This window comes from Rummeliibacillus sp. SL167, assembly GCF_007896505.1.
In the GTDB taxonomy this organism is placed as follows: Bacteria; Bacillota; Bacilli; order Bacillales_A; family Planococcaceae; genus Rummeliibacillus; species Rummeliibacillus suwonensis.
The window spans coordinates 736,479-754,259 of the sequence record NZ_VCBM01000001.1; the positions used below are offsets into that span (position 1 = coordinate 736,479).

A 17,781-nucleotide genomic window follows, 5' to 3' on the forward strand; every position below is an offset into this window, starting at 1 on the left:
TATTTTGGGGTTCCCAAATGAAGAAATTAAGGAGAAAAATAAATGAATGTAATAAACCTAATATATAATTCTATTGAAGAAATAGGTGCAGGGTTGTCAGAAAATGCTTCTCGATTGAACATCGATCAGTTAGTAGATTTAGGATTGATCAGAATGATTGAAGATAAATCAGATAAATCTGTATTAAAAAATTTTTATCAAGATATAGATGAAAAAATTTCGGGATATTTCAAAATTGCTTCTGAAAAAACTTGTGAGATGCAGTCTCAAATCTTTCTATTGCCACTCGTAAAAAATTCATTTTATCTAGACAAAATGAATGGCATCTTAGCTCATACTGATGGTGATTCGAATATCTATATTTATTTGGATATTGAAAATAAAGTAAATTCAAATTATATTAAAAGTATATGTATCCATGAATACCAGCATATACTTAGAAATTTTATAGGAAAACAAAAAAAATCTAAGACATTACTTGATGTTTTTATTGATGAGGGGTGTTCAGAAGCTTTTGTTGAAAGCATTCTTGGGGGTGGATTTGTAGGAAACTGGGCAACAAATTTAACTCCTTATGAATTAAAGACTTATTTAGCCTTATATGAAGATAAATTGTACATTACAGATGTATATGAAATACAAAAAATTATGTATGGGAATCAATTAGATATTCCTCTTTGGTTAGGTTACTCACTAGGATATGCTATCGTTAAAAGTTATATGGAAAATCAAACTTATAAGGACTTTACAGATTTAATTAAATTAGATCCATACGAAGTTTATTATAAATCATCATTTTATGATGGGTGTTTATAATGAAAAAGAGCAAAATTGTATATCTTTGGGAAAAATACCCTGATTATAAAAGATTACAGCTTTCCTCAATTTATACAGGGTTAGGCTCATGGATTAGTTTTATTGGCATGCTAGTATTATTAAAACAGATTACCTCGAATGGTTTCCAATTAGGTCTTTTATGGGCAATTAGTGGATTAGCACCTATTCTATTCAGTATGTTTACAGGTGTTTTTGTAGATAAAGTTAATTTAAGAAAATTAATTTATCGAATGGATTTCTTAAATATCTTTTTATTATTAATATATATATTAATTCCTTACATGGAGATTCAATTAGCATGGATACTATTTTTTGTTACTAGATTCTTAATTGGTATAGCCAATTCATTTGCAGCTGTTGCATCTCAAAAAGCAGTAAGAAATATTGTCATAGAAGATGACTTAATATTGGCCAACTCTTTAAGTTATACAATAACAAGTATAATAAGGTTAACAGGAGCTTCTATAGGGGGAGTAATTGTATCATTTTTAGAATTGGAAATGGAATGGATTATTGCAGCTATACTATATGGAATTTCTGCTATTAATATATTTTTCTGCAAATGGAAACAAATCTCTAGTGTCAAATCAGATAAGAATCTCAGAGATGAATTTTTAATAGGACTTAAAATGGTACAAAAAAATAGACTAGTTGGGTTAGTCTTATTCTCTGCATTAACTCTAGGAATTATTATAGGAACTTTTAACTTGATGTTACAGGAATATGTAACAGATATTTATGATATGAATAAATATGGAATAAGTATTTTATATTGTACAGAAGTGTTAGTAGCGATAATTGTAGGTTATATTGTTGCTGAAAAAAAATTATTATTTAAAAATAAAAGGAGATATAGTCTACTCTATGCAATGGTTGGATTAGGCTGGGTTCTTTTTAGTTTTACAGACAATGTATATCAAGGAATGTTGTCCTTAGTCATTTTTTCAATCGGCACCACTATTCTAGCTCCCTATGAAAGATACATCATGCAAACGCAAGTACCATATGAAGTTCAGGGAAGAATATTCGGTTTATGGAGTACAGTTACTACTATTTCAATTCAACTGGGGGCATTATTTACAGGGATTATTATAGAAACATTAGGTGTAACATTTGTTCCTTTACTTAGTGGATTATCTCAAATTTTGATGGCGATAGTATTCAGTTTTTTACTCAATCATTCATACTTAAAAGTAATTAGCCAACCTAATATTTCCAAAGAATCTCATTGATTTTTTATCTGTTCATAATTAAAAAGCATTTTTGGATATTTATAAAATGCGCCCTAAAAAGGGGAAAGTTTAAAAAGACTTTTCAGCTTAGGCTGCGATAAAATTTTTTATTTAAGTCCCATTGTTGTATTATTAATCCATTGTTTTATTTGTCGCTCACTTATAATCAACATCAATTCAAATTTATAAGAATTTAGGGGAGTGTGAAGTACAAGAAAAAACAAGAGAATTTTTTTATAAAGGAGTCGCTCCTTATTATCTCTAAAATTCATATTATTAGAATAAGTAGAAATTAATATTGGGAAAAGAAACGATCCAAAGGGGATAATTAATAAGAAATTAGTGACTGAATTATTTATTCCAAATACATGAATCAATTTCAAAAGTCTGAGCCTTACAGTCTCAAGGGTTTTGAAATGTAGAAAAAGGAGTACCTCCCCAAAATGTCGAAAAAAGTAATCACCACAAAAACTCTTCGACTAGAGGAAGACTCCCTATGCCTATTATACGAGGCCACTGAAAAACCCATGATTTTTTATTATCGTTAATCCATATTAATAAAAAAGGCAGATTATCGTCTGTATTTAGACGATAATCTACCTTTTTCCTTATCTATTTTCCCTCTTTTTCTTTGAGAAGTTTTAGAATTCGCTTGAGGTTGACTGCGAAGATTGCTGTCGCTCCTTGAATCTCCATGCCAAACAGACCCGCAGATGATGCTACATCATACCCGGTGTTTGTCAATATAGTTGTCGCAATTAGCTACTTTAGTATTTTTAAAAATATCCTTCATCTCCAGATGCTATTAAGGCTACCGCGCTGCGCTTGCTGGCCTGTTGATCTGAAACGAAAGGAAAAGCTTGCTTTCGTTTCAGATCAACAGGAAAATGGAGATATTATTCCTCCATGAACTGTTTTGTCTTGTCCTCATCACGCATTGGATTGAGTGCGACTTTTTCTTTTGGCGACCAATTTCTTATGCCTTGTGTCCAACGTTCTGGATGCTTTGCTTTTGCCATTTCATATACTTTTTTTCGCTTTTCCAATATCGCTATATGTTCACCTGTATGACATTGTACCGGTGTTACAAAATTTAGCCCACTGTGCAGGTGAATCTCGTTATACCATTGGACAAATTGATGTGCCCATTGTCTTGCTTTTGTAAGTGATGCAAAACCTTTATACGGATAATCCGGTCGATATTTAAGTGTACGAAACATGGCCTCTGAATAAGGATTATCGTTACTCACACGCGGTCTTGAAAAAGAACTTTGAATGCCTAATTTTTCTAGTAAACTTAAGAATGTTTCGGCTTTCATCGGACTCCCATTATCTGAATGTAGTACCAGCGGCGCTCCTTGAATTTTTTCATTGATAACTGCTTTTTTCACAAGCGATTCGGCATGTTTTGCTTCTTCTGTTTCCCAGACTTCCCATCCAACCACTTTTCTACTAAATAAATCGATCATTAAATAGAGGCGATAGTACAAACCTTTTACAGGTCCTCCAAGCCATGTAATATCCCAAGTCCATACTTGATTGGGAGCTGTTGCGAGATGACTTTCAGGAATCCTTCTTTCAGGCTTCTGGCTACGGCCACGATGGTGTTGCATTTTTTCTTCACGTAATACACGATAAAAGGTAGATTCTGAGGCGATGTATGTCCCATTGTCCGCAAGTTTAGGGACAATCTGTGTCGGTGGTAAATCGGCATATTCCCCTTGTTTGACAACTGTTAGTATTTCTTCTCTTTCTTCCGAAGATAACTTGTTTTTTGGCACAGGTCTTTTCACGAGTGGACGCTGATCAACCTTTATACCACCTTCTTTTACCCAGCGCTCATACGTTCGAACACTGATATCAAGTTCCTCACACGCCTTCGCTAATCGCGCACCATTTTGATGGGCCTCTTGGATAAGTTCAACAGCTAATGCGCGATTTGACGGGCTAATCATTCTTCCTCGTCGTCCCCCCAAATCGCTTGGGCCTTTTTTCGCAAAAGTAATAATGCCGCAGCCTCAGCTAGCGCTTTTTCTTTCTTTTGAAGCTCTTTTTCTAGTTGTTTAGCTCTCTTTTGTTCATCCTTTAAGGCATCATTCAGCTGTTTTGCTTGATCAAATGCTTGCCCATTTGCTTGAAGACATACACTTTTCCAAGCTTCTATTTGTTCACGATATAATCCTTTTTTTCGACAATATTCTGCTAATTCCAATTCATTCATGGAGAATGTCTCCATCACAATTAAAAATTTATCTTGGCTACTCCACTTGTCGCTTGTTTGTCCATTTCCAGGTGTTGCCATACCCGCTGTACGAGCAGACTTTCTCCACTTGTACAACGTTACTTCGGATATGCCTTCTTCCTTCGCAATTTGTGCTACTGATTCATTATTCGGTGGCATCATGCGTTTAATAATCATTTCTTTCTGTTCCTGCGAATATCGTACCCTTTTTCTCTCCGTCATATCGATCAACCTCCGTGTTATTCACTAAACTATAACACTAAAATATCGTACGACAACTATCCTAACAGAGAGGGAGAAGCAGTTGGTTAATTCAGTTTATCAAATTTATTATTAATATATGTAATAAGAAATACATCAATACATGGAAACAAAGAACAAAATGATGAATTAGGCTTAACTAAAAGAGCATTTAGATCTAACACGGCCAGTTACTTCAGTATATAAGAAGGTGATGAAGGGCTTAACTTCTTTTTGCGTATCTTATTGAGCAATAAACTATATTAAACAAAATTAAATATGGTTAAGATAAATCGGAAGTAAATAAAAAAAGAAAGAGGGTGATCCAATGCCTAATACAAATAAACCCAATAGACTCATTGCTGAGACTTCGCCTTACCTATTGCAGCATGCCTACAATCCTGTGAACTGGTATCCATGGGGTGAGGAAGCCTTTCAAAAAGCAAAGCAAGAAGACAAGCCTGTTCTTGTCAGCATTGGATATTCGACATGTCACTGGTGTCACGTAATGGCACACGAATCGTTTGAAGATGATGAGATCGCGGAGCTTTTAAATCAGCATTTTATTTGCATTAAAGTGGATCGTGAGGAACGTCCAGATATTGACTCGATTTATATGAATGTTTGCCAAATGTTGACGGGTTCTGGTGGATGGCCGCTCAATGTGTTTTTGACGCCAGATCAAAAGCCATATTATGCGGGTACTTATTTTGCTAAATATAATCAATATGGAAGACCGAGTATGAAGGATATGATTCCATATTTGGCGAAAATGTATCACCAAGAACGTGAAAGAGTCGTTCAAATAGGAGAGCAGCTGGTTGAAAGATTAAGAGAAATGAGCGATCAACAAAAAGAAACGATCTCCAATAAGGTAACTACTCGTGCTTTTCAAACGCTTCAGCAGAATTTTGATGCAATATATGGTGGCTTTGGGACAGCACCTAAATTTCCTACAGCCGGGCAAATTTTATATCTACTTCGGTATTATAAGGCAACAGGGACAGAGGATGCTTTGCAGATGGCAATCAAAACACTAGAACAAATCCATAAAGGCGGGATTTATGATCATATCGGTTTTGGATTTGCACGCTACTCGACTGATCAATTGTGGCTTGTTCCACATTTCGAGAAAATGCTTTATGATCAAGCATTATTATTACATTGCTATACGGAGGCTTATCAGATCACTCAAAAAGCTTCCTTTAAACAAGCTGTTTTTGAGACGGTCACATTTCTGAAGCGAGAAATGCAGCATCCTAAAGGTGGGTTTTATAGCGCCATTGATGCTGATAGTGAAGGGATTGAAGGAAAATATTATACTTGGACATACGATGAAATCATCGATATATTAGGAAAAGATAAAGGGACAAAGTATGCAGAGACTTATGGTATAAGTGAATACGGCAATTTTGAAGGAGAGAATATTCCAAATCTTATTGAAACGGAAAAAGGCAGTTTATCACGAGATGAATTGGAATGGTGCCGGGAAAAATTATTGGATCATCGCGAAAAACGAGTTTATCCCCATATTGACGATAAAATATTAACGGCTTGGAATGCATTATTGATCAGCGCTTTTGCCAAAGCAGGCGCTGTTTTTGCCAATGAATCCTTTATAGATCTAGCTAAAAGAGTCGATACATTTTTGCAAACATATCTGATGAAAAATGGACATTTATATGTAAGTTATCGTGATGGGAAAGCCAAGCAGCTTGCCTTTATCGATGACTATGCCAATTATTTATGGGCATTAAACGAACTCTATTTGGCAACAGGCGTGGATGACTATATCGTACGAGCAGAAAAAATGGCAGAGGAAATGCTCACACAATTTCATGATCAGGAAAAAGGCGGCTTTTTTATCACTAGTCATGCAGCGGAAAGACTAATTATTCGAGAAAAGACGGCTTTTGATAATGCCTATCCAGCAGGAAACAGTACGCTGGCTATGCAATTTTGGAGACTCGGAAAAATCACTGAAAATGACCGCTATATAAAATGGGCTGATGAAATAGTAGAAGCTTTTTCAGCCGATATCGATCGTTATCCTTCTGCAACATTATGGTTATTACAATTGATGCTTGCCCATCAAGCAGAAAATAAGGAAATTCATTTAGTCAACCCTTCTGAAGATGTTCTTCAAGAGCTATTTATTCAATACCGACCATTTGATGTTTGGCATATTCAAAAACAAGGCAACTTTGAAATGCAAATATGTCAAGATTATAGTTGTCAACTAGCCATTACAGATTTAACGGAGGCTCTCCGAACATTACAATTTAAATAATTTTTCAGACGTATTGATTATTCAATTCTGCCCATTTAAATTTAGGTAACTCACTGATTTCCCTACGGCTTGCACGACTCATGTGGTCGCTGAACCGCTTCAGGGCAACAGGATGTTGGTCACGGGGTTGTTGCCATAGGACATTGTGTTCTTAGACTCCATTCCTTAATAGCTCGTGCAGGTTCTAAAGCTTCTTCGCTTTTCCCACGGGGCTTCATCGAATCGACACCGCACGAAGGAAATGCGCAAGCCTAATCGAGGATTTGAGCAAGCCGCAGCAAAGATCTATATAGATTGGAGTTTACAATAAGGGATTTTTCTCATTTATGCTCATATATTTACCTTGATTTTTTCCTAATTAACACGCCTGATAATTTTTTCATTTTTTTGCATTATGTAGCTGTCCCAAAAATAAACTTTCGTAAGTGATTGCTCCCGATCTGTACAGGAAACAGTTTTTATCCCGCTTTAATGTGCAGTAAGACCCCATCTCAAGATTTAGAGAGAAACGAGAAAGATAGTTAGGTGATCAACTGTCCGTAAAAGTCCGATTGGTTCGGGCGGGCAGGATGTTGGTCACTCAGGTGTTGCCACAGGACGTGGCGTTTTTCACTTCCGTTCCTCTAGTTCAGTGGGTGGATGAAGAAAACACCACTGATGGAGTTTCACTTTATAAAATTATCTATATTTTGTCACGCGTGTTGATTTTACAAAAATTAGGAATGTTTGTTTGGTGTAATTTTGAAAAACTCTGTATTTTAGCGTCATTTATAACAATTGGAGCGGAGGCTTGCTCGACTCCCGCGGGAAAAGCGAATAGATGAGACCCCGCAGCGTAGCGAGGAGGCTCAGCATTCGCCCGCAGGAAAGCGAGCAAGCCGTAGCGGAAATCAGCAAATACACTATATATTTATGGGGGAAATTGGATAATCAACACGCCTGCTTTTAAATAATGAAAAAAATAGTGAAGGTTAAAAAGGAGAAGTATAACGATGAAATCCGATTTACATATGCGAGAGATTAAGCAAACAGAAATAAAACAATCTATCGAGTTACTTAACTATGTTTTTCAAGTCAATTTATCCATCAACAAAGACCGACCATTTGTGACCGCTAAATCAACGCAATTCAATGAAGGGAGCGCACTTGGTTGGTTTGATGGAGATCAATTAGTGGCGCAGATTTTAAATTTACCTTTTGAAGTAAATATTCATAATCGTGTTTATAAGATGGGCGGTATGACCGCGGTAGGAACCTATCCAGAATATTCGCGGCATGGCTTGATGCATAAACTGATTTATGCAAGCCTAGAACAGATGAAAAAAGATGGTTATTATATTTCGTATTTGTTCCCTTATTCCATTCCTTATTATCGTCAAAAAGGATTTGAAATAATGAGTGATATTGTCGAATATCAAATTCGAGATACTCAAATTCCATATTACGATGAAATTCCAGGACAGGTGCGGCGTTTATCCACTTCCCATGAAGATATAAAAGAAGTGTATCATCAATTTGCCATTCATACACATGGAGCTATGATTCGGAATGAGATCTCCTGGAATGAAAAATACCAAGAGGATTACTGGGAAGAGAAATTTATCGATAGCAATGCTAATTTACAAGCGGCCGTTTACTATGATGAAGATGGCAATGCTCTTGGCTATATGTTTTACCGCATCATGGAAGAAAATTTTTATATCGATGAGTTAATTACCTTAAAAGAAGTTGCTCGTAAGGCGCTTTGGAATTTTGTATATGCCCACCAATCGATGGTTTATAAAGTTTATGGCAAAACAACTGGAAATGAAGCCGTTGCCTTTTTAATGCAAGATAGTGAGATTAAGCAAAGTCTATCCCCATACTTTATGGCACGGATAGTAGATTTGAACGGATTTGTAAAGCAATTTCCTTTTTCGAAAGAATCATTTCATATGAAATGGGCTGTTAGTGATCCGTTAGTTGAATGGAATCATGGTACTTTTGATATATCTTCAGATGAAGAGGGGATACAAATCAAAAAAATAAGTGATGAGTTAAGTGACGAGGCAGTGCAGATGACTGTCCAAACCTTGATTACAATGATGCTGGGATATTTAAGACCAACCTATCTTTATCAAATAGAGAGAATTAAAGGTGATATCGAATCTATTTTGCTGTTAGAGCAAATCATTCCAACTGGTGTTCCAACATTTGTAGATTATTTTTGATAGTTAAAAAGAACTATTTTTAAATTTAATCGGTAATCACTTAGTAATTTTTTTGTGAAAATAAAAATTATACAACATTTGTTATATTTTCATGTATACTAATGATTAAGTAGTATAAAGGAGATTTAATGGATGGATAAAGACCTAATAACGGTTAATGACTTAAAAGAAGAACTACCAGTTGTCCGTTGGGAATATGAAAAACCTGCCGAATTTTTACAAAAATTTGTTGTAAAATTGGAGTATTTAAATAAATTACTTTCAAAGAATTCATATGTAAGAGAAACCACGAAAATTTTAAAATATATTATTCAAGATGCTTCCAATAATACGATTGTTTTATTTGCAGGCATGACAGATAGTGGCAAAACAAGTTTAGTTAATGCATTATTGAAGAGACCCATTTTAAGCACGAATGTGGCAGTAGCAACAGAAGTCAACACGATAATCTGTTATGGGGAAAAGGAAAAAGTTTGCGCCCACTTTTTAGACGGACAAATTGCATCATTTGATATCCAACAAGTGGAGCTGTTTACTAGTTTAGAAACTTCAAGTGCTAAAATATTGAGAGATAGTCTTGATTTTATTGAAATATATGTGCAAAATGATTTATTAAAAATGGTCACGTTAATTGATACTACGCCTCTTCAAATTTCAGGAAATGATACTGCATATATTAAAGAAAGCATCTTAAATCGAGCAGATGATATTTTTTGGATCTTTAAGTATGGCTTGCCCATTGTTCCAGAAGAGTTAAAATTACTTGAAAAAATAAAAGGAAAAAATATAATACCACTAGGGATTCTAAATGGCTTGGATTTGATCGATTTAAATCATAAAGATAGTATTTCATCCTATGAAGAACAGGTTTCTAGCTATGTAAGAGATTTGATTTGTATTTCCTCAAAAGAGGCACTAGAATCTGTATCGTTAAAAGATGATAATGATGAAAAATGGCGGCATAGCCAAATCGATCTTGTTATAAAAGAATTGGAAAAAACAGCTAATAACCAAGCCAAACGCTTGGCATATTTAACGGAGCGATTTATTCATTGGTTAAAAAGATTTCAGACGGAGATCGAAATTATTCCAGAAAGAGAACCATATCAGACATCTTTTTTAACTTTAAAGGAATATGTTGAGCATTTTGAGGAACGGCAGGCCATAGAAGCAGCACAAAACAGCTATACTTTGGAGTTATCTGTAAAGTATGAGAAAAAAAGTACTATTTTTAAAAAAGTAGATACACTATTTCAGTTGATTCAAGTCATTGAATCCAAACCATTTTGTGATAACACTCAATTATTTACGTTCAATAATCAGGCGAAACAATATCTTTTGAGAGTAAGAGAATATCGGAAACTAAGGCAGGAATACACACATATATATGAATTATTGGATAAAAAGCATCAAAAAGTAAATGGCTTAACATTATTAAAATTTATATTTGGCAAACGTCAAGAAAACGAGTATTTTGTGGATCAAATAGAAAAATTAAATGAGCGGCAACAGATTTTAGAGAAAAAGTATCATCTGCTTAAAATAGAGGAAAAAAATTTACTCAAATCATTTGAAAAGACGAAAGATTTATTAAACAAAGTCGTGCAAGAACAATTGGCAATGATTTTAAAAGATTTTTCAACGATTGAGTTTCAAAGAAATACTGAGAATGCAAAAATTCAAACAGCGATCAAAAAGTTAAAGGGATTTGATAGTATTGTTGAAGCACAAAGTTTTATTTTGAAATTTGTAAGTGATTATGTATTAAAAGAGGGCTATATTTTAACAAAAGAAGAAAAAACGAAACTGCAAGAGATACTACAGGCGATTGAGAAAACTGTGTTTGATTACCCAGCATATATTGAACAGTATGAACAAATGGGACCAATCAATAATGTTGAAATCCAAAAGTTGATAATAGAAAAGAATCCGTTTTATTCATGCCACATAACTGAAGATCATATTCGTGTACAATTGGACGAACCACCTAAAATATTGAATTTAGATGAAGAATAAAGTGAAGCGAATTGTCAAAAAAGAACGGTTTTATAAATACATCATTTTATTTTAAATCTGCCCGATCTTCTGCTTAAAAATAAGGTCGAGCAGATTTTTTAGTTGGGTAAGGAAGAGTCGGTGCCATCTGAAAGAATCTAATTGGTTTTAAAACACCTAATGATGGACAAAGAAAATCCCCACTGGATAAAAGTTTTATATTCCAGTGGGGACATTCATAATCCCATCCAAAAAGCATAAGTTTTGATGAGTCTTACATCACATAATAAACAGCAAGTTCTCATTTCTAAGATATTTCAACTTTAGATGGATAAAATTTACGAAGGGAAAATTTTCACTTATTCGTAAAAGACTTTATCCGTATTATATTTTGCACGTAATATATTAATGGCATATGTTTCGTAAATGTCGCGTTCCATTGGATCATCCACAAGAAATACTTCAATTTTATGAACCTCATCACGATGATCTTTTAAAGGGGAAACATGATCCTCAAAATGTTTTTTTACACGTTGACGCAATTTGCGTGCTTTTCCTACAAATAGTAACTCATTGTCTTTGTTAAAGAAAAAGATAAGACCGCCCTTATCTCGCGGGATTTTGTGGAAATCGATAAATCCATAAATAGAAGGGATGATCGCTTCGCCTTCTTTTGGTTTTTGTTCGCGTTGGCGAATGACAACATCTGGTTTTGGTAATTCGATTTTAATCAAAAAATTCACGTCCTCATTTTCATATAAAGTTCATGCTATCATAAAACGGTAGGAAAAGCCAGTATAGCTATACTATCAAACGTGTGGATTGGGATGATTATGAGTCGTAACAATGAAAAATTCTTCACTTTTAACTTCGTGTATACTGATTGGAACGGAGGAATAAACACCTCTAATTTTAAGAGGATATTTTGCTCAATACAGAGCATATATCCTCTTTTCTCATAGTATTATTCTTTTGCAAGTTGGTGTTCAATTTCATAGCGAAGTTCATCTGCGTCCAATTCTCGTGGATATTGGAATTCTTTGTGGTTGATAAAGATCGTTGGAACCATTGTAATATGTCGTTCGATGGTTTCGCCAAGTATCTTCAAGCTGATTGAAGTATTTTCGGATCTTTCAATTAAATCATATTTTTTTTGCAACATTTTTTTGATTTCGTGATCTGTTAAGTGGCTCCATTCTTTTTGAGTGGCAAAGAGTTCTTTTATAATTTCGCGAGTTCGATTTTTTTCACTATAGTGTAGAAATGTATTAATCAACGCGCCATTTAATAACATGGCTCTTGGTTTATCAAAATGTTTGACCACAAATTCAACTTTTCCTTCATTTATGTATGGTGTTAACACTTCCTCTGCGATGGCATAAAAAGTTGCACAATACGGACAGGCTAGATTTAAGAAAACTTCAACTTTTACAGGTGCTTCTTTCTTTCCATAACTCAAATATGCATTTTTCACTGTCATTTTATCACTCTCCATCAAAAAATTATATCGCATTATAATTTATTGCTATTGATTTTATCAATATTTATCAATTGTTGTTATTGACCATATACCCTGTGACTTTTTCAATTTCATTGAATAATAAGCGTTCTGTATCAGTTTGCTCACCGATTGTTTCTTCACCTTTGAAATTGGCCTTTTTTAAGCGTGTGATTTCCGTATTCAGATTTTCCATTTTTCTATCTAAGTGAGCAGCTGCTTCAGCGGCTTCTTTTAACTCATCTGTGAGATAGTTAGGTATTTTTTTGTTATAATTATAGTAGATTTTATGTTCTAAGCTTGCCCAGAAATCCATCGCAATTGTACGAATCTGCATTTCAACATAGACATGTTCTTCTCCATAGGTCATAAATACAGGTATTTTCATAATAATATGAAGGCTTTGATAGCCATTGGGTTTTGGAGTTTTAATATAATCTTTTATTTGGATCACTTCGATATCTTCTTGTGATTGAATCATTTTTGAAATACGATAAATATCTGAAACAAATGAACAAATAATTCGGATTCCAGCAATATCATAAATATTTTCTTGAATCGATTGAAGTGAAAGTGGAAGGTTCTTTTTATGAAGTTTTTTTAAAATACTTTCCGGTGATTTAACACGCGTATTAATATGTTCAATCGGATTATATTCATGAATCAATTGGAATTCTTCTTGTAAAATATTCACTTTTGTTGAGATCTCATCAAGGGCAAATTTATAAAGAAGCATCCTTCGTGTAACATCTACTCTGAAATCTTTAAGATTTGATTGGTTGGTAATTTGCTTTTCGACCATTTTTGTCCCCCTACTTTAATATAATCCCCCTACACTTATTTTCTCAAATTTGATATGATTTAGCACGTGTATTGTATCAATAGTGGTGATATTATTAAAAAATGAATAAATCTTTCGAAATGATGCTTGACATATTTTTGTAGTTAGCTATGTTTTAATAGAAAGGAAGATTAAATATGAATGTTAAAGTGCTTTTTCTAAGAATTATTGCCATTATCGTTTTTGTGGCAGGTATCTATATGGTGCAAGTGAAAAATGGGGCAAGCTACTATTATTTGTTGTCACTTGCCGCTTTTGCCGCTTTCTTTTATATTGATGATTATGCAAAAAGGTCAAAGGTGAACAATAGCAAGAATGATTGATAAACGCGATTCAAAAAGCAATGGATGAAGATTGTTAGAAGATGACTGTGGTATTTTAGAGAACATTTTCGTTTCAAACCTTCACCAAAAGCCGTGGTTGATATTGAACATGTAGCGTCAGTGGACTGGAGCCAGTTTGACTCTTGGGATAGTGTTCAGATGGGATGATATGGAGCGAATATGAAGTGGTCCCTTGAAAGGCGCTGGCAGAACGCAAGTCAACCTCAAGTTATGGCGATGAGTCAATTTTAAAGTATAATAGTTACAATCTTGAAATATATTTTTACAAAATGATAGAATGACAACATGAAATGAAAGGGTGAATCATTTGAAAAAAGAATGGAACTTCGTGATTGATGGTACAGAACATTTTAGGAAAACGATGGAGGAAGCGTGTGCGGATTTACCCGTTGAAACTAGAGATGGAGAACAATATGTGACCGTCAAATATAAAGATTTTCAAAAACTAATGGAATTTTATATGAAAAAACATTCTTCGGACCTACCGTTTTAATAGCAAGAAAAGTTTCTATTCTTTGCATCGTTTCCATTAAGCCATGTTCTAAAACATTTTATGTGCAAGCGAAAGAGGCTTTGCACAATAGACAAAGAAATGGAGTTTTATCTCGCATTCGAGTGAAAAATTTATAATTTTGAGACTCAAATAAAAAGCAGCTAGGAGAAAATTTTCTGCTCGCTGCTTTTGAGTATTGCTCATGTCAAAAATATATAATTTAGTGAACAGCGTGAGATTGTTTTTCAATTTCGTGTTGTTCTTTTTTATTGATACAAATTTTTAATAGTGGCGGTGTCACGATTGTTGTAAAAACGATTGCAATAATCATTGGTGTAAAATATTGTTGGGAAAATAATCCTTTAGAGAGGCCGATTTTAGCAGTAATCAATGCAACTTCTCCACGTGAGACCATAGCGGTACCAATCAAAGTGGAGGACATTACATTAAATCCAGCAATTTTGGCACCAAATCCGCCACCGATTATTTTCGTTATGACAGCGACTATACATAAAACAATGATCAACCAAATATGATCCCCGATCCCTTCAAACGTAACGGATAAACCAATACTTGCAAAGAAAACAGGAATAAATAAAACGCTAACAGACGGTGAAAGCTTATCCTCAAATTGTTCACGATGCTTATCGCTTGCAAGTGATAAACCCGCAAAGAATGCACCAATGATATTACTAATTCCCATATATTCAGCAAAATAAGCATAACCAAAACATAATACAACAGCAAAAACCATAGAAAGATCAGGAATTTTAAATTTGTCGATGGATTTTGAAATAATCGGTATGACCTTCCAATTGCATAAAATAATGACGGCAAAGAAGATCACTTGTTTGAACAGAACCATGGAAATAGATATGTTTCCACCGACTGTCAAACTCAAAACGATCGCTAACAGGATTAAGCCAATAATATCATCTGCAATGGCTGCTCCAAGTACAGTAGCACTTTCACGGGTATTCATTTGACCTAATTCACGGAACGTTTGCACAGAAATACTAACGGATGTGGCTGTTAGTACAATCCCTAAGAATAAAGAATGGGAGGGGTCCATACCGAAGCCTATTCCCACAAAATAACCTGCTAACAGTGGCAAAACGACACCAAAGGATGCGACGGATAAAGCAGCTTTTAAGTTGGAGGTTAAATCCTTCAAATTCGTTTCTAAACCCGCAAAGAACATAAGGAAGATGACTCCTAGTTCACTGAAAGTTTGCAGCATATCATTGTTTTCTACTAGTCCTAAAATAGCAGGACCGATTATTATCCCTACGATAATTTCCCCAAGAACACTGGGTTGTCCTAATTTTGTAGCTATAAATCCAGCAATTTTAGTTGCTAGGATGATTATAACTAATTGTATAAGTAACTCCATAAACAAGGCCTCCGATAAAAGTTTAAAGATTCGAACAATTCATCATTACGACAGAGGCTATAAACTCTGTAAAATATAAACCCCAAGCTTTCTTCAATAAATAACATGTTTCTATCATAACATATTTTTTTCAGAGAATAAGAAAACTGCTAGCTATTTTTAGGATAAAGATTCTTATCTTGTAGGAACTGATCATAAGTCTACCGCAAGATTTTAAAAATTCAATAGAAGATAAGCAAGAGTTGAAGCATTCTGCTGATTATGGAAGATTCTATTATAACGGTTTCGGTTAACAATTTCACAAGAAAAAAGTAAATTTTTGCGGAAAAGTAAATAAATCAAGTTTCTTATAGAAATAGAGTCTTATCATTATAGATTCCCAAGGAAAAGCGCCATTTAAGCGATTTGAATGTGTCTATCAATAGTATATGAAACAGAACTTATCAAAAAAGAAGATTTTGGAAACCATTTGTAGAACGTTCTGCATACAATACATGAGAAGCAGCTTTAGATCATAATCGTAGTTATTCATCTGGAGGGATAGAGATGAAATATGGAAATAAGAAACGAATTCAGCAGCTATATAGGGAACAAATGCGCAACAAAAAAGAGAAAGAGATGAATTTCATAGAAACGATTTTTATGATTTTGATCGTCGCTGTTCTAATTTTTTTTACTCATTTCATAGGATGAATTTATCTTCATTCACAATTTTCTGAGACGAAAGCAAAGCGACAAAACCCCTTGTTTTTGTGGCAAAATCAAACTGTTAGCTGCAGAAGACACCTCCTTCAACAACTAGCTTGTTAATTGGAAATGTAGTGGACGAATCAGTGGATGACCAAACGTTCACTGAATGAAGATAAAACCTCCAAACACAATTACGTCGAGGCGTAGTGAACATAAAGGGCTACACTAATAAGAACACTTATAGTGTAGCCCTTCTTTTATTAAACGATTATACGAAAAAGCGAATGACCGCCATTGAGATTACGCCTACAATGACTGTAGTCGATAAACTTTTTGTCCAAATAGCAACGATTACGGTAGGGATGAATGCAGCAAAAACTGGCCAATCTAATGTTACGAACGAGCCGTTTGTATCTAGCAAATTTTCTACAACCAATGCGCTTAAAATACAAATGGGAATAAATGAAAGCCATTTTAACACTACTTCAGGCAATTTTACATTACGAACAAAGATAAATGGAACAATTCTTGGTAACCATGTAACAAGTGCACACCCAACAATGATCCAAATAATAGAAGTTGTACTCACCGATCAATCACCACACCAACAGTAGCCACAACGATTGTCGAAATAAGAACCGCTAAGTGAGAGGGCATAAAATATGAGAAAACGTACATACATAGGGCAATTAAACCGATTAACAAAAGATTTTTTGCAAGTTTTGTTTTTCCAACGCTTGCAAGTTGTAAGATAAGCAATGCCACAAACATTGCCGTCAAAGCAAAGTCCAATCCCCATTTTTCAGGATGAGCAATCCATTGGCCTAAAAAAGCGCCTGCAATACATGAAGCAATCCAAACTAAATAGGCAGTTATATTTAAACCATCCATCCATTTACCGCTTATCTTTTTGGTCCGCATAATTTTAGTTATTGCAACGCCAAAAGTTTCATCAGTCAGTAATGTGCCAAATCCAATATTTCGTATGACCGAATAATTAGTGAAATTGGGAGCAAGTGTTAAACTCATTAAAAAGTGCCGTAAGTTTACGATGAATATTGTAAAAATGATTGCTGATGCGGGAGTACCTGAAAGAATTAGGGCACAAAAAATGAATTGTGCGGAACCAGCATATACTAGTATGGTCAGCAGAGCTATTTCAAATAATTTTAATCCAGAAGCAGATCCTACTACACCAAAAGCTAATCCAATGCTTATGTATCCTAATAATGTTGGTATACAATCTTTAATACCTTGTAGGAAAGAATCCTCTTCATGAAAACCAACTTTATCCATGGTTTCTGTATGGCTATTCAAGAAAATCACCTCTTGCAATATCATAGTCTATAAAGAATACAATAAAAACAAACCAATTTCCAATACTTAAAAATATGAATCTATTTCATCATAAAAAAATTGTCATCAATATGACAAACATTCGATCTTTTGATAAAATAGACACGATTTTTGCTTTTC

General features: G+C 34.4%; 14 protein-coding genes. 7 read left to right on the forward strand and 7 right to left on the reverse strand.

Translation table 11 applies throughout. The features are described 5' to 3' along the window. Window positions 1-42: 42 nt before the first annotated feature. Together FEZ13_RS03305 and FEZ13_RS03310 are read left to right on the forward strand one after the other, a co-directional pair. Window positions 43-816, forward strand: a complete 774-nt coding sequence (locus FEZ13_RS03305; protein ID WP_146551454.1) for a DUF2268 domain-containing putative Zn-dependent protease — start codon at window positions 43-45, stop codon at window positions 814-816. After that, the gene (locus tag FEZ13_RS03310; protein ID WP_146551455.1) at window positions 816-2,069 is read left to right on the forward strand and encodes an MFS transporter; all 1,254 of its coding nucleotides are present in this window, start codon (window positions 816-818) and stop codon (window positions 2,067-2,069) included. The genes FEZ13_RS03305 and FEZ13_RS03310 overlap by 1 nt, the downstream gene beginning before the upstream one ends. An 896-nt stretch (window positions 2,070-2,965) precedes the next feature. Here the strand turns inward: FEZ13_RS03310 and FEZ13_RS03315 are convergent. After that, window positions 2,966-4,533, reverse strand: a protein-coding gene (locus FEZ13_RS03315; protein WP_370467607.1) for an IS3 family transposase whose coding sequence is annotated in 2 segments (ribosomal slippage) — window positions 2,966-4,050 and window positions 4,050-4,533 — 1,569 coding nt in all. Because the reading frame shifts where the segments join, the coding sequence is not laid out codon by codon here. Between the two features lie 346 nt (window positions 4,534-4,879). Here FEZ13_RS03315 and FEZ13_RS03320 point away from each other — a divergent pair. The 3 genes from FEZ13_RS03320 to FEZ13_RS03330 all read left to right on the forward strand — a co-directional run bounded on the left by FEZ13_RS03320 (window position 4,880) and on the right by FEZ13_RS03330 (window position 11,067). Beyond that, on the forward strand, window positions 4,880-6,841 hold the full coding sequence (locus FEZ13_RS03320) for a thioredoxin domain-containing protein (protein ID WP_146551456.1): 1,962 nt from the start codon (window positions 4,880-4,882) through the stop codon (window positions 6,839-6,841). Window positions 6,842-7,827: 986 nt separating this feature from the next. After that, the gene (locus FEZ13_RS03325; protein WP_370467676.1) at window positions 7,828-9,051 is read left to right on the forward strand and encodes a GNAT family N-acetyltransferase; all 1,224 of its coding nucleotides are present in this window, start codon (window positions 7,828-7,830) and stop codon (window positions 9,049-9,051) included. A gap of 132 nt (window positions 9,052-9,183) precedes the next feature. Then, window positions 9,184-11,067: a dynamin family protein gene (locus FEZ13_RS03330; RefSeq protein ID WP_146551458.1), complete on the forward strand. Its 1,884-nt coding sequence runs from the start codon at window positions 9,184-9,186 to the stop codon at window positions 11,065-11,067. Between the two features lie 338 nt (window positions 11,068-11,405). Here the strand turns inward: FEZ13_RS03330 and FEZ13_RS03335 are convergent, their stop codons facing one another. From FEZ13_RS03335 to FEZ13_RS03345, 3 genes are all read right to left on the reverse strand, one after another. Next, window positions 11,406-11,780 (reverse strand): nucleotide excision repair endonuclease, encoded by a 375-nt coding sequence (locus FEZ13_RS03335; RefSeq protein WP_146551459.1) that lies wholly within the window; start codon window positions 11,778-11,780, stop codon window positions 11,406-11,408. 230 nt (window positions 11,781-12,010) lie between these two features. Next, window positions 12,011-12,526 (reverse strand): thioredoxin domain-containing protein, encoded by a 516-nt coding sequence (locus tag FEZ13_RS03340; RefSeq protein ID WP_146551460.1) that lies wholly within the window; start codon window positions 12,524-12,526, stop codon window positions 12,011-12,013. Window positions 12,527-12,593: 67 nt separating this feature from the next. Beyond that, window positions 12,594-13,346 carry a GTP pyrophosphokinase gene (locus FEZ13_RS03345; protein WP_146551461.1) on the reverse strand — a complete coding sequence of 251 codons (753 nt, stop codon included), beginning with the start codon at window positions 13,344-13,346 and terminating at the stop codon, window positions 12,594-12,596. Window positions 13,347-13,522: 176 nt separating this feature from the next. Here FEZ13_RS03345 and FEZ13_RS03350 point away from each other — a divergent pair, with 176 nt between their 5' ends. Together FEZ13_RS03350 and FEZ13_RS03355 are read left to right on the forward strand one after the other, a co-directional pair. Beyond that, a complete protein-coding gene (locus FEZ13_RS03350; protein ID WP_146551462.1) occupies window positions 13,523-13,708 on the forward strand; it encodes a hypothetical protein in 186 nt (61 codons plus the stop codon). 328 nt (window positions 13,709-14,036) lie between these two features. Next, window positions 14,037-14,222 carry a hypothetical protein gene (locus FEZ13_RS03355; RefSeq protein ID WP_146548514.1) on the forward strand — a complete coding sequence of 62 codons (186 nt, stop codon included), beginning with the start codon at window positions 14,037-14,039 and terminating at the stop codon, window positions 14,220-14,222. 220 nt (window positions 14,223-14,442) lie between these two features. Here the strand turns inward: FEZ13_RS03355 and FEZ13_RS03360 are convergent, their stop codons facing one another. The 3 genes from FEZ13_RS03360 to FEZ13_RS03370 form a co-directional block, all read right to left on the reverse strand. Continuing rightward, window positions 14,443-15,615: a cation:proton antiporter gene (locus FEZ13_RS03360; protein WP_146551463.1), complete on the reverse strand. Its 1,173-nt coding sequence runs from the start codon at window positions 15,613-15,615 to the stop codon at window positions 14,443-14,445. A gap of 958 nt (window positions 15,616-16,573) precedes the next feature. Next, window positions 16,574-16,894 carry an AzlD domain-containing protein gene (locus tag FEZ13_RS03365; protein WP_146551464.1) on the reverse strand — a complete coding sequence of 107 codons (321 nt, stop codon included), beginning with the start codon at window positions 16,892-16,894 and terminating at the stop codon, window positions 16,574-16,576. Next, window positions 16,891-17,622 (reverse strand): AzlC family ABC transporter permease, encoded by a 732-nt coding sequence (locus FEZ13_RS03370; protein WP_370467608.1) that lies wholly within the window; start codon window positions 17,620-17,622, stop codon window positions 16,891-16,893. Before FEZ13_RS03370 ends, FEZ13_RS03365 begins: the two co-directional genes overlap by 4 nt. Between the last annotated feature and the right edge of the window lie 159 nt (window positions 17,623-17,781).